Raw genomic sequence first — 12836 nt, 5'->3', positions numbered from 1 at the left:
CACAATAAGTCGGTGTTGAGCGGCAATGATTCAGCTTAAAAAGCAGTTAAATCACTCCCCCCTCCTGTTGCGGTTGCGCTCTGTGACACAGTCGATGCGCTGGTTGATAAATCGGTCTGGATCATTGGCGGTGATATGGCGGGCTCGACCTAAGCTTAGCGATCACGGTAAGCGCAAGCGTCATGGCGAGAAATGCCCGGCGTGACCGGGCATTCTTGTTAATCAATACTTACCTGAGAAGTTCGCGCTGATCCGCTGCGCCAGATACTCTTTTGCAGAGATGGCAGGATACTTTTTCTCCGGGCCTTCAATGATGACATCTTCATTGGCCTGGCAAAAAAAGGCCAGACTGTAGCGAGCTGGAACCGATTCGCCTGGCAATGGATTACTAACCCGATGAAAATTAGACGGCAGTTTGTCATCGCTCCAGCGCATTAGCATATCGCCAATATTACAGGTGATCAGCCCTTCTGACGGTTCAATCGGCGTCCAGACTTGTTCATCCATCTCTTTGCCTGGACAGACCTGAAGCCCACCTTGTCCATCACGTTGAAAAAGCAGCGTCAGACAATCGAAATCAGTATGCGCACCCGCACGCCACGGGCCATCCGGTTCGCCACTAATGGCAAAATAGTGCAGCATGCGTAAGGTGCTTTGATACGTCTCACGCGACGGATCATGCGCTTGAGTAAAGAACGTTTCAGGCATGCCCAGCTTAATGGCGAAGCAGGATAATAATTTCATTCCCACTTCCCAGCATTGGCGTTCAAACGTCAGCGCGCGCTGTTTGAAGCCCGGCAACGTGACATCGTCAGGCCACAGCCCTTCCATACGTGGCCGGGTAATCTGATAAGACTCTTTTTGATCGGGTTTACCGGTTGAGGGGCGTATTTGCGAGCGATATTCCCACCCTGCGTTACGTCGCAAAGGATGACGAGCTTTATCGGCTTCGGGTAATGCGAAGAATCGCTCTGCATTCGCGAAAGCTGAATTGATCTCTTCAACAGCAACACCATGACCGGAAACCTGAAAGAAACCGATATCGGTGGCGGCTTGCCATACCTGATCGGCTATTTCCTCTTTGCGCTGGTCAAAATCGGTCAGGTCGATAATGCGCACTTCGCGTGCTGCTTCCACGCCTCGCGCGCCCATCCGCGATTCTTTTGATAACTCATGTAATGCATAAGCTGATGTATTGGTCATTGGTCTACCTCGTTAACGATTTTCAACGAATGACCCACGCCTGAGCGACGGGTCAAAGCCTCACTTCACAACTACGTGATTGAGCAATGACCCACCGAGAATGATATCGGCTGACAGCTTCTACTCTCTGGTCATCAAGCAAGTGCTGTGCCACTTAATAAATTCTTTATTAATCAGGTCGTTGATATTTTTTGGCTGCCTAAAAGCGCTGCTTATGCACTAAGAATGTGCATTTCTGCACCTTTTGCGCCATTAGCGTGCTTAATGGCGACTCTGCTCCTCAGTGGATTTTTCTGTTTTTTTTAAAATCACTTTCATAATCATTGAGATATACTCACCGTTTTGTAGCTGGCATGTGGCTTGCAACAAAAAATTCAGAGTATAAGCGGTCAACATGGCAGCAGAATCCATGTGGGACATTGCTCTGCAGCTTCGGCTGTACCTCGTCAGGGGGCGATGATAAGCATCGCGAGCACAACGCTTAGCCACTCATCCCCTGATGGCATTTTCATGCTTGAATTGGGGGTTACAATGTCAATGTCGTTATTCCGTTTATCTCTTTTCACCTTCGCGATGAGTGCTAGCGCCCTCTCTCACGCCGCAGACAAACTGGTTCTACAAACAACCTGGGTTGCGCAAGCAGAACAAGGGGGTTATTACCAGGCTGTTGCCACCGGAATTTATAAAAAATATGGCCTTGATGTTGAGGTGCGTTCTGGTGGGCCGCAACTTAATAACATGACGCTGCTGCTGGCAAAGCGTGCAGATGTCATCATCAGCTATGACCTTCAGGTACTACAGGGCATTGCGAAAAACTTTCCCCTGAAAGCGATTGCCGCGCCTTTCCAGTTTGATCCACAAGGCATTATCACCCACAGCGATGTTGATTCTTTGGCGAGTTTGAAAGGCAAAACCGTATTAGTGTCTGCCAGCGGTCAAGCCAGCTGGTGGCCATGGTTGAAAAGCAAATATCAGCTCAGCGACGCTCAGGTTCGCCCTTATACCTTCAACATGCAGCCTTTTCTCGCCGATAAAAATACGGCGCAGCAGGCGTATGCCACTTCAGAAGTTCAGCAGATCAAAGCCGTTCAACCGGACAGTAAATTCTATCTTTTTGCCGATTACGGCTATCCCGCTTATGGCGGCATTCTAGTCACGCGCGACGATCTGCTGGCAGAAAAACCGGAGGTCATGAAACGCTTTGTTGCCGCATCAATGGAAGGATGGAAATCTTATCTTAGCGATCCTAAACCCGGTAATGCCCTGATAAAAAAAGAGAATCCACAAATGACCGATGCCGTGCTGGCCTTTGGCGTTGGACAGCTCAAAACGTTACATCTCATTGAGGGCGGCGATGCGGCTAAGCAAGGAATTGGCGCCATGACACCTGCACGCTGGCAGGCAACACGAGACTTTATGGTTAACGCTGGCCTGCTGAATAAATCCGTTAACTGGCAGAGCGCGTTTACGACCCAGTTTTACCCGCAGCCTGCCCTGTAAGGAGAAAGAATGGACGCGCTACTGATCAAAAATTGCCATGCGATTCTCACGGGAAACCGCCAACAGCCGCGCAGCACTGCAAGTGATATTCGCATCCGGCAAGGCATTATCACTGAAATGGGAAGCCTGACATGCCAACAGGGAGAGAGGCTGGTCGACGCCCGAGATTGTGTTGTCTATCCCGGCTGGGTAAATACCCATCACCATCTGTTTCAATCTCTGCTAAAAGGTGAGCCGCAAGGGTTGAATCAGAGTCTGGGCGCGTGGCTGGCTGCCACGCCCTACCGTTTTCGTGGCGCTTTCGATGAGCAGACCTTTCGCGTGGCGACGCGTGTGGGTTTAATTGAACTGGTGCGTTCTGGTTGCACCACGATTGCCGATCACCACTATCTTTATTGGCCCGATATGCCGTTTGATGGCGCTGAGATTCTGTTTGATGAAGCGCAGAAATTAGGCGTGCGTTTTGTTTTATGCCGGGGCGGCGCCACCCAAAGTCGTGGACTCGAGAGCAGCTTACCGACAGCCTTACGGCCTGAAAAATTTGATCGATGGATGGAGGACGTCGAACGGCTGGTTCAGCGCTATCATCAACCGAGCCAACATGCCATGCGCCGCGTGGTTATGGCACCCACAACGACATTGCATTCAACTACGCCGCAAGAATTGCGTGAAAGCGCCAGCCTGGCGCGAAAACTTGGCATTGGTTTACACAGCCATCTCTCAGAGACTGTCGATTATCTGGATGCGGCAAAAGCAAAATTTGGCATGACGCCTTTGCAGTTTTGCGCCGAACATGACTGGATTGGTGAGGATGTCTGGTTTGCTCATCTGGTCAAATTGCTGCCTGAAGAGATTGCGCTGCTTGGTGCATCGCGCTCAGGTATTGCTCACTGCCCGCAAAGCAATGCGCGGCTTGGTAGCGGTATCGCTGATTTAATTGGGCTGGAGCAAGCGGGTGTGAAAATTTCCATTGGCGTGGATGGTGCCGCCTCTAATGAAGCCGCAGATATGCAAAGCGAAACCCATGCAGCATGGCAATTACAGCGCGCACGTAAAGGGATGCTGGCGAAACCGCGTTACGCGGGCGGAACCTTTGAAGGCGGCGGCGATGCCGCCACGATTGAAGATGTGGTGCGTTGGGGAACGTCTGGCGGTGCGCAAATATTAGGATTAGATACGGGGGAACTTCGCCCGGGGATGGCGGCTGACATCGCTGTCTATCGACTTGACGATCCGCGCTATTTTGGCCTGCATGATAGTGCAATCGGGCCAGTGGCGTGTGGCGGACGCGCGGCATTGAAAATGTTGCTCTGCCAGGGAAAAGTGATTGTCGAAGATGATGTGATTCCCGGCGTCGATCTGGCTGAGCTGGGACGCGAGGCGGCAGAGGCTGTAAAAATTTTGCAACAGCGGGCAAATGTAAACTGATGGCGTTAAGGCTTTGTCGGTTCATTCAAAGCCTTAATAGCGTTTAATTACAGAGGATAGAGGGGGAAACTTATCGCAAGGAGGACCTGACAGGCCTGTCGGTGAACACGCCGGCTTACGCTAAAATCATGCTGGCTTTCATCGCCGCAATCCGTACCATACTGTGCATAGTCGATGTCGCTCTGTTTAGTGACCGGGTCACGCGCTGACGCAGCGCGTTTATCGGGTGCTCACCTCAATGTCAGGCAATAATTAAATGCAACAAAGTCAAGAAGATACAAAGAAAGCGCAGTACAACCTTAATAAACTGCAGAAGCGCCTGCGCCGTGATGTCGGTTCTGCCATTGCTGACTTCAATATGATTGAAGAAGGTGATCGCATCATGGTTTGCCTTTCCGGCGGCAAAGACAGCTACACCATGCTCGAAATTTTGCGTAACTTGCAGAAAAGTGCGCCCGTCAATTTCAGCCTGGTGGCGGTGAATCTCGATCAGAAACAGCCCGGTTTTCCGGGTCACATCCTGCCGGAATATCTGGAATCACAGGGCGTTGAGTACAAAATTGTCGAGGAAGATACCTATTCCATCGTCAAAGATAAGATCCCTGAAGGCAAAACGACCTGCTCGCTGTGTTCTCGCTTGCGTCGTGGCATCCTTTATCGAACCGCGAGTGAGTTGGGTTGCACTAAGATCGCCTTAGGCCATCATCGTGATGACATTTTGCAGACGATGTTCCTGAACATGTTCTACGGCGGAAAAATGAAAGGAATGCCGCCGAAGCTCATGAGCGATGACGGCAAACACATCGTTATTCGCCCGCTGGCCTACTGTCGTGAAAAAGATATTATTCGTTTCTCTGAGGCGCGCCAGTATCCAATCATCCCTTGCAACCTGTGTGGTTCACAGCCGAACCTGCAGCGTCAGGTCGTAGCAGATATGCTGCGCGATTGGGATAAACGTTATCCCGGTCGTATTGAAACCCTGTTCAGCGCAATGCAAAACGTGGTGCCATCGCATATGGCTGATATCAATTTGTTTGACTTCAAAGGCATCAAACACGGCGATGCCGTGGTGGATGGTGGCGATTTAGCGTTTGACCGGGAAACCTTACCGGTGCAGCCGATTGGCTGGCGCGCAGAAGAGGAAGAGTCGCCAGTCCTGAGTACGCGACTGGATGTGCTGCAGATTAAGTAAAATTCAACGTAGAAACAGAGAGGGCGCGCTGCATAACAGCGCGCCCTTTTTTATCTGTGCGGCGGCGGATCCATAACCGGCGGGAAGTCAGGGTTGGGTGGATCGGGTTGCGGCTGAGGTTGTGGAAACGGATCGGGGATTGGCGTTGGGTCAGTTGGAATCGGTTCGCTGGCGATAATCGCGTTCATGCCGTTCTCCTTCTGTTGCGTGGACACTTTTCGAATGTATTTTTCGTCTGTACTTATCGTATGTACTTAAGCATAGGAAAGAATGTGCGGCTGAGCCAGGCGGGCAAAAAAAAAGCCGGCGGATAAGGCCGGCATGATTCGAATTATAATGTGCTATGCAATAATTCTAAAAAGGAAGTAAGACAATATGGAGCGCAACGCCCATCGCTTGACGTTGCATTCACCTGCGGAAGAGAGTTTGCGTCAATCGGCGTTCGCCGTTATTGATATCGATCAGTTTTTATCGCCCTTTCTCCATCATCGGTCCGATAAAAACGTCTCTGTAACTTGCTGATAACCCTTTTTAAGCAATTTTTAAAGCCAGCGCCGCCGTTTGAGGTAGCCCGCTACGCCCAAGGCTAATACCACCAACAGAAAGCAAAAAACGCTGAAACCGTAGCGCCATTCGCCACCGGGAATGCCGCCTAAATTGACGCCAAACAAGCCAGTCAGGAAGGTCGCGGGCAAGAAGATCATCGCCATTAATGACATGGTGTAAGTCCGACGGTTCATCGATTCCGCCATCACTGACGCGAGTTCATCTGCCAGCACCGCAGTACGCGCAACACCCGCATCTAAATCATCCAGACCACGCCCTAAACGATCCGAAATTTCCTGCATGCGACGGCGTTCGGTATCATCCATCCAGGGTAATTTTTCACTGGCGAGGCGTGCATAAACATCACGCTGCGGTGCCATATAGCGCCGCATGACGATCAGTTGTTTACGCAGTAAGCCCAATTCGCCCCGTGCGGGAATGCGTTGATCAAGCAGTGCATCTTCCATCTCGATGATTTTATCGTGCAGCTCTTCGATAAATTCACTGGCGTGATCGGTTAAGGTGTCGCAGATATCTATCAGCCAGCTACCGCAATCCACCGGACCATTACCATTCTGCAGATCAGTCAACACTTCATCTACTGCATACACTTTGCGGCGACGGGTTGAGACGATCAACTTATCGTTGATAAACATCCGCATAGCAACCAACTGGTCTGGCCGTGAATCACTGTTGTGGTTGACGCTACGCAGCACAATCATGAACCCGTCACCCAACCGGCTAACGCGCGGACGCATACTGTCTCCCGCCAGCGCATCGCGCACTGAATCAGGCAGCAGCGGCGTAGATTGCAACCACTCGGCACTTTGGCGATGGGTGTAATTTAGATGGAGCCAACACGGCTTCTCGCAGTGAATAATATCTTTATCTTCGATGGCAATCTGGCCACCCTTACCGTCAAGCTGACAAGCAATAATGGCATCTGAAACTTGTAACGCTTTGCCTTCAATCACATCCACGATGGAGCCTCACTACCAAAATCAATACGATACAGTCTAGCGTGGCAGCAAACAGATGCAATCTTCTGGCTGTGAGTAAAAATGTCAGAACGCGGCCTGTGAACAGGCCGCGGCAGGATCACTGTTTTTCTATCCAGAGTTCGCGGCTATAGGCCACATCTTCGGGGTTGGTGATGGGATAACCTTTCACCCACGGCTTGATTAAACGGCCATTGGTATATTGATAAATGGGCGCAATGGGGGCCTGATCGGCAAGGATTTGCTCTGCACGATTGTAATCGACGTTGCGGGCTTGTTCGCTGGTTTCACTGCTGGCCTTTGCCATCACCGCATCGTAATCCTCATTTTTAAAGCGTGCGATGTTGCTAGTGTTGCCAGATGTTAGCAGGCTAAGAAAAGTTGACGGCTCATTGTAATCACCCACCCACGAAGCGCGAATCACATCAAAATTACCGCTGTTTCGGCTGTCGATATAGGTTTTCCACTCCTGATTTTCCAGCGTGACGTCAACGCCGAGATTCTTTTTCCACATTGAGGCGACAGCAATGGCAATCTTTTGGTGGCTTTCAGAGGTGTTATACAGCAACTTGAGATGCAAAGGCTTTTCAGGTCCATACCCTGCTGATGCCAGTAATGCTTTGGCTTGGGCATTGAGCTCATTTTGTGGATGCTGCTGTAAAATGGAGTCCAGCGGTTTGAATCCTGCGGTCACGTCTGGCGTGAAGTGCCAGGCCGGTTTTTCGCCGGTTCCCACTACTTTTTCTGCAATAATGCTGCGATCAATACTCCAGGACAGCGCCTTGCGCACCCGCACATCCGCCGTAGGTCCTTTTTGCGTATTAAACGCGTAGTAATAGGTGCCGAGTTGATCCGGTGTATACACCTCGCCCGGTAATTCTTTCTTCAATAGCGCATACATGTTTTTGGGGAAAGATTCGGTGATGTCGATGTCATTAGAGCGATAGCGTTTGGTCGCGCTGGATTCCTCGTTAATCGGTAAAAACGTCACTTTAGAGAGCACCGAATGCGCGTTATCCCAATATTGCGGATTGCGCGTCAGCACAATTTTTTCATTTACCACTCGATCGCTGAGCTGATACGCGCCATTGCCCACCAATTTGCCCGGCGATGTCCAGCTTTCACCCTCTTTCTCTACCACTTTTTGTGGTACCGGGAACAGCGCCACGTTAGCAACCAGGCTTGGAAACCAAGGCACCGGGCGATCCAGTGTCACTTTCAAACGCTGATTATCCAGCGCAGTCACGCCAAGTTTGTCTGGGCTGATTTCACCTTTGGTGATCGCTGTCGCATTTTCAATGCCGCTAAGAGCGGCAAACCAGGCGAAAGACGCGCTATTTTTAGGATCGACCAGCCGCTGCCAGCTGTAGACAAAATCGTGCGCAGTAACCGGCTCACCATTTGACCAGCGAGCCGTGTTGCGCAGGGTGAAAATCCAGGTTTTGTTGTCGCTGCTGCTCCAGCTTTGCGCCACGCCCGGCACGATTTTCCCGTGTGCGTCCTGGTTAGTGAGACCTTCAAACAGGTCGCGGATCACTTGAATTTCAGGTAATCCCACGGCTTTCACAGGATCGAGCGAAGCGGGTTCATCTTTTATATGGCGTACGATTTCTTGTTTATCGGCGAGTTGTGCACCCGCCGGTACATTGGCCGCCAGCGCGGGCGAGATAACACTGGCCAGGCTGAGCGCCGCCAACGTCATGCGAAACGTGTTGATCATCATCACCTCTTTACCCCAAAGAAGCGCTGCATCAGACCCTGTCTGACGCAGCTTGTCCTCGGGCACTTTAGCGCAAATTGCTGATTGATAAATAGCTATTTTCCCGCGCAGGCTTTTCAGCTACTTTTAGGGTAAACCCCTTCAAAGAGAGTGAACATGTCGTCATTACACCCGCGATCGCTGCGAGGCAAACTGGATGTTCCGTTTCAGCTTTATGGCAAATCGGTGTTGGGCGCACCGCTGCTTTGGTTCCCCGCGCCGCAGGCCGATGCAGACAGTGGTTTGATTCTGGCGGGCACGCATGGCGATGAAAACGCGACAATTGCCACGCTCTCTGCTGCCATGCGTAGCTTGCCCGATCATCTCCGTCGTCATCATGTCGTGCTGGCAGTGAATCCAGATGGATGCCAGCTTGGATTACGCGCTAATGCCAATGGTGTCGATCTCAATCGCAACTTTCCGGCGGCTAACTGGCAATCGGCCGATACGGTGTACCGCTGGAATAGCGTGGCTGACGATCGCGATGTCAGGTTATCTACCGGCACGCATCCCGCGTCGGAACCCGAAACGCAGGCGCTGTGCGCATTGATTCATCAGCTCAAACCGGCCTGGATTGTCTCGTGGCATGAACCGCTGGCCTGTATTGACGATCCTCATCAGGTTGCAGTGGGTGAATGGCTGGCACAGCACACCGCGTTGCCCCGCGTGAGCGCCATCGGTTATGACACGCCGGGCTCCTTTGGCAGCTGGTGTAACGACCTGAGTTTGCCCTGCGTAACAGCGGAGATGCCGGTGATTTCCGTGGATGAAGCCACGGAAACCTACCTTGACATGATGATTAAGTTACTGCGCTGGCAGCAATAATCACCCGGCCGTTTTGCACTTTCAGTGCCGGTTCAACATCCACTGCGAGCCAGGTTGGACCGTCTAAATCAGCGAAACGCGCCTTCGACACCAACGGTAACGCTGCACGAATGGCGCGTGAAGTACAGAGCATGCAGCCCAGCATCACCTCGAACCCCATTTTGCTGGCGGCATCGGCCAGGGCTAATGCTTCCGTTAGCCCGCCTGCTTTATCCAGTTTGATGTTAACCATTTCATAGCGACCACGCAGTGAAGGCAGGCTGTCACGCGTGTGGCAGCTTTCGTCAGCGCAAATCGGCAGCGGATGGATAAAGGTCGCCAGCGCGGCATCTTCCCCTGCTGGCAGCGGCTGCTCCAGCATCGCGATATTCAAATCGGCTAATAACTGACAACGCGCCGCCAATCCCTCTGCATGCCATGATTCATTAGCATCAACGATCAAGGTTGCGTCCGGCACCGCGGCACGTATTGTGATTAGCCGTTCAGTGATGAAGCTGTTGTCCAGCTTGATTTTTAACAACGTCGCCCCATTTTGCCATAAGGCCAACGCGCTACTGGCCATCGCTTCCGGCGCATCAATACTGACAGTTTGTGCGGTGACGACCGAATCGGGCGCGGTCATGCCGCTGAGTTGCAGCAACGATTGCTGCCGCTGATTTACCGCCAGATCCCACAATGCGCAATCAATGGCATTACGCGCTGCGCCAGCGGGAAGCGCCAATTGCAACGCTTCACGTGTCATACCTTGCTGGAGTTGCGGCAGCAGCGTGGCGATCTGTTCCAACACTAACGGCTCGCTTTCACCGTAACGTGCATAAGGTGTCGCTTCACCCACACCTTTGATACCGGCTTCTTCCAGTTCAACCACCACAACTTTAGCTTCGGTACGACTTCCACGTGCAATCACAAACGGCGTGTGTAACGGCCAGGTTTCGGGATAACTTTTTACCGTTCTCATCACCTCTCCTTAATCAGCTCGCTGGCGACTTAGCCCTGAGCGTAGTACAACGAATGCACTCGTAAACCCTTAAAAAATATGTCATAAACAATGACTATATTTCATCTTACGCAAATTTTTCGGCAATTATTCCATCATAAAAAGGAACATCTATGTCCCAGACAGTTCATTTTAAAGATCAGCCCGTGCTGGTTGCAGGTCAGTTCCCACAAGCGGGCGAGCGCGCCAAGCCTTTTACGCTGGTTGCAAAGACGCTGGCAAATGTCTCGCTCTCTGAGTATGCAGGAAAACGCAAAGTTCTGAACATTTTCCCAAGCGTTGATACCGGCGTTTGTGCAACATCGGTACGCAAATTCAATCAGCTCGCCAGCGAATTGAACAATACCGTGGTGCTGTGTATTTCAGCTGACTTACCTTTCGCTCAGTCGCGTTTCTGCGGTGCAGATAACCTGAACAACGTCATCACGTTGTCTACTCTGCGTGGCACTGAGTTCAAACAAGATTATGGTGTCGAAATTGCGGAAGGCGCACTGCAGGGTTTAACGGCTCGCGCAGTGGTAGTGTTGGACGAGAATGACAATGTTATCTACAGCCAACTGGTGAATGAAATCACCAATGAGCCTGATTACGACGCGGCACTGGCTGTACTGAAGTAATAAAAAAAGCGGATAACCTGGTTATCCGCTTTTACGTTTATTTTCAGTCTTTGATTCGTGGCTGCTTATTCAGAACAGGCTACTCACTTTCCGTACGCTTTTGCCCCAAACCATATTCACGCAGCTTATTCGCAATAGCCGTATGCGAAACGCCTAAACGTTTAGCCAGCTTGCGCGTACTCGGATAGGAAATGTAGAGACGCGTCAAAATGGATCGCTCGAAACGACTGGTAATTTGATCCAGCGTCCCTTCCATGGCTTCATCGCCCAACGCCACATCCAGCGCCTGCTCTGGCAGAACAATGTCCTGCGGTCGCAGTTCATATCCTTCAAGCTGAGTCAGCGCACGATAGAGCGCATTTTTCAGCTGACGCACATTGCCCGGCCAGCTGTAACGCATTAAGAAAGGGGCTAACTGTGGCGACAACCGAGGACGCGGAATACCTTGCTCATCCGCGAAGCGGGCAATAAACATCTCCGTGAGCGGCAATATGTCCTGAGGACGATCGCGCAGCGGCGGCAGATTCAGCGTTAATACATTCAGACGATAAAACAGGTCTTCACGAAATTCGCCTCGCTGGACTAACTCAATTAAATTCTTCTGCGTCGCACAGATCACCCGAACGTTAACATGAACCTCGTGCTCTTCCCCAACGCGGCGGAAAGTGCCGTCATTGAGGAAACGCAGCAGTTTAGTCTGCATGCGTGGCGACATCTCACCAATTTCATCCAGCAGCACCGAACCACCATTAGCCTGCTCAAAAAAGCCTTTTTTGCCTTCCAGCGCATTGGGGTACGCCCCCGCTGCATGGCCAAAAAGTTCACTTTCCGCGACTTCATCCGGCAATGAGGCACAGTTCAGCGCCAGGAACGGCATTTTACCGCGAGCACTGCGCAGATGGCAGGCACGCGCCAGCATATCTTTGCCGGTGCCGGTATCACCCACAATCAGCAGCGGCGCATCGTGCATCGCTAACTTGCGCGCCTGATCGACCACCTGACGCATTTTCGGCGTAACAGCAACGATATGATCGAATTCTGATTCATCGGTAACAATCAGGTTTTGCAGCTGGCGTCCCATGCGCGCTGTGGATTTCAGCATCACCATAGCGCCCACCGGCTGATCGCCTTGGCCCTCTTCCGCTGTGAGATAAATAGGACGCGCTTCCATCAGGAAATCACGCCCTTCAATCACCACATGCTGCGCCTGAGCTTCAACCCGATCGCTCTCCAGCCAACGCATAAAGTTAAAGCCGTTGATCAGGTTGCCCGCGCTGAAGTTACGCATTTTCTGTTCGTCGAGATTGAACAGGTTTAGGGCGGCTGGGTTAGCCAGTTCTACTTTGCTTTTGAGATCGATAGAAAACACCGGTTCGGGCATCGCAACCAGCAAAGCGCTCAAGGCGCGATGCTCGCGTTCAGATGGCATGTACGTGACAGTGCGCACATCCGTCACGCCCGGTGTACGGCGGATTTCGGCCATAAGATTACTGAACTGTTCGAATTCCAGCGCTGAGAAATTTAGATAGATACGGCCCAAGGCCGCGATTTCGATGCCGCGCAGATCAATATTACGCGCCACCAACAGGTCAAGCAGTTCGCGCGTCAAACCGATGCGGTCTTGACAGAAGACTTCCAAACGCATTGCGATGGCCTTAAACAGGTTAAGATTCAGCGATAATACGCTAACTTAGCGCGTGACAGAAAGAGATCTGTCAGGAAAAGTTGACAGTTTTTGTGTCTGTGGCGAGGATTTAGGCGAGATGAGTAA

At 51.6% G+C, this 12836-nt stretch carries 11 protein-coding genes; 5 read left to right on the top strand and 6 right to left on the bottom strand.

What is annotated here, in order from left to right; genetic code table 11:
* Positions 1 to 222: 222 nt before the first annotated feature.
* Entirely contained in the window at positions 223 to 1203 is a 981-nt protein-coding gene (locus MUG06_RS04750) for a 2OG-Fe(II) oxygenase family protein (RefSeq protein WP_243077872.1), read from the bottom strand.
* 573 nt (positions 1204 to 1776) lie between these two features.
* Between MUG06_RS04750 and MUG06_RS04745 the strand changes: the two genes are divergently transcribed.
* The 3 genes from MUG06_RS04745 to ttcA all read left to right on the top strand — a co-directional run bounded on the left by MUG06_RS04745 (position 1777) and on the right by ttcA (position 5323).
* A complete protein-coding gene (locus tag MUG06_RS04745; RefSeq protein ID WP_243078495.1) occupies positions 1777 to 2703 on the top strand; it encodes an ABC transporter substrate-binding protein in 927 nt (308 codons plus the stop codon).
* A gap of 9 nt (positions 2704 to 2712) precedes the next feature.
* Positions 2713 to 4131, top strand: a complete 1419-nt coding sequence (locus MUG06_RS04740; protein WP_243077871.1) for an amidohydrolase family protein — start codon at positions 2713 to 2715, stop codon at positions 4129 to 4131.
* Between the two features lie 256 nt (positions 4132 to 4387).
* Positions 4388 to 5323 (top strand): tRNA 2-thiocytidine(32) synthetase TtcA, encoded by a 936-nt coding sequence (gene ttcA / locus MUG06_RS04735; RefSeq protein ID WP_215846748.1) that lies wholly within the window; start codon positions 4388 to 4390, stop codon positions 5321 to 5323.
* Between the two features lie 50 nt (positions 5324 to 5373).
* Here the strand turns inward: ttcA and MUG06_RS04730 are convergent, their stop codons facing one another.
* The 3 genes from MUG06_RS04730 to MUG06_RS04720 all read right to left on the bottom strand — a co-directional run bounded on the left by MUG06_RS04730 (position 5374) and on the right by MUG06_RS04720 (position 8587).
* Complete coding sequence (locus MUG06_RS04730; protein ID WP_243077870.1) at positions 5374 to 5511, bottom strand: hypothetical protein; 138 nt, start codon at positions 5509 to 5511, stop codon at positions 5374 to 5376.
* Between the two features lie 354 nt (positions 5512 to 5865).
* Positions 5866 to 6849, bottom strand: coding sequence for a zinc transporter ZntB (gene zntB / locus MUG06_RS04725; RefSeq protein WP_215846746.1), 984 nt, complete (start codon positions 6847 to 6849; stop codon positions 5866 to 5868).
* A gap of 118 nt (positions 6850 to 6967) precedes the next feature.
* A complete protein-coding gene (locus tag MUG06_RS04720) occupies positions 6968 to 8587 on the bottom strand; it encodes an ABC transporter substrate-binding protein (RefSeq protein WP_243078494.1) in 1620 nt (539 codons plus the stop codon).
* Positions 8588 to 8743: 156 nt separating this feature from the next.
* Here MUG06_RS04720 and mpaA point away from each other — a divergent pair, with 156 nt between their 5' ends.
* The gene (mpaA, locus tag MUG06_RS04715) at positions 8744 to 9451 is read left to right on the top strand and encodes a murein tripeptide amidase MpaA (protein WP_215846745.1); all 708 of its coding nucleotides are present in this window, start codon (positions 8744 to 8746) and stop codon (positions 9449 to 9451) included.
* On the opposite strand, the gene ycjG is transcribed toward mpaA, so the two are convergent.
* A complete protein-coding gene (ycjG, locus tag MUG06_RS04710) occupies positions 9426 to 10409 on the bottom strand; it encodes an L-Ala-D/L-Glu epimerase (protein WP_243077869.1) in 984 nt (327 codons plus the stop codon). The genes mpaA and ycjG overlap by 26 nt on opposite strands.
* Positions 10410 to 10561: 152 nt before the next feature.
* Between ycjG and tpx the strand changes: the two genes are divergently transcribed.
* Positions 10562 to 11065 (top strand): thiol peroxidase, encoded by a 504-nt coding sequence (gene tpx / locus MUG06_RS04705; RefSeq protein WP_215846743.1) that lies wholly within the window; start codon positions 10562 to 10564, stop codon positions 11063 to 11065.
* A 79-nt stretch (positions 11066 to 11144) separates the two neighbouring features.
* On the opposite strand, the gene tyrR is transcribed toward tpx, so the two are convergent.
* Positions 11145 to 12710, bottom strand: a complete 1566-nt coding sequence (tyrR, locus tag MUG06_RS04700; RefSeq protein WP_243077868.1) for a transcriptional regulator TyrR — start codon at positions 12708 to 12710, stop codon at positions 11145 to 11147.
* Between the last annotated feature and the right edge of the window lie 126 nt (positions 12711 to 12836).

It is taken from the genome of Pantoea sp. MQR6, assembly GCF_022761075.1.
In the GTDB taxonomy this organism is placed as follows: domain Bacteria; phylum Pseudomonadota; class Gammaproteobacteria; order Enterobacterales; family Enterobacteriaceae; genus Pantoea; species Pantoea phytostimulans.
This window is presented reverse-complemented; position numbering and strand designations above follow the sequence as displayed.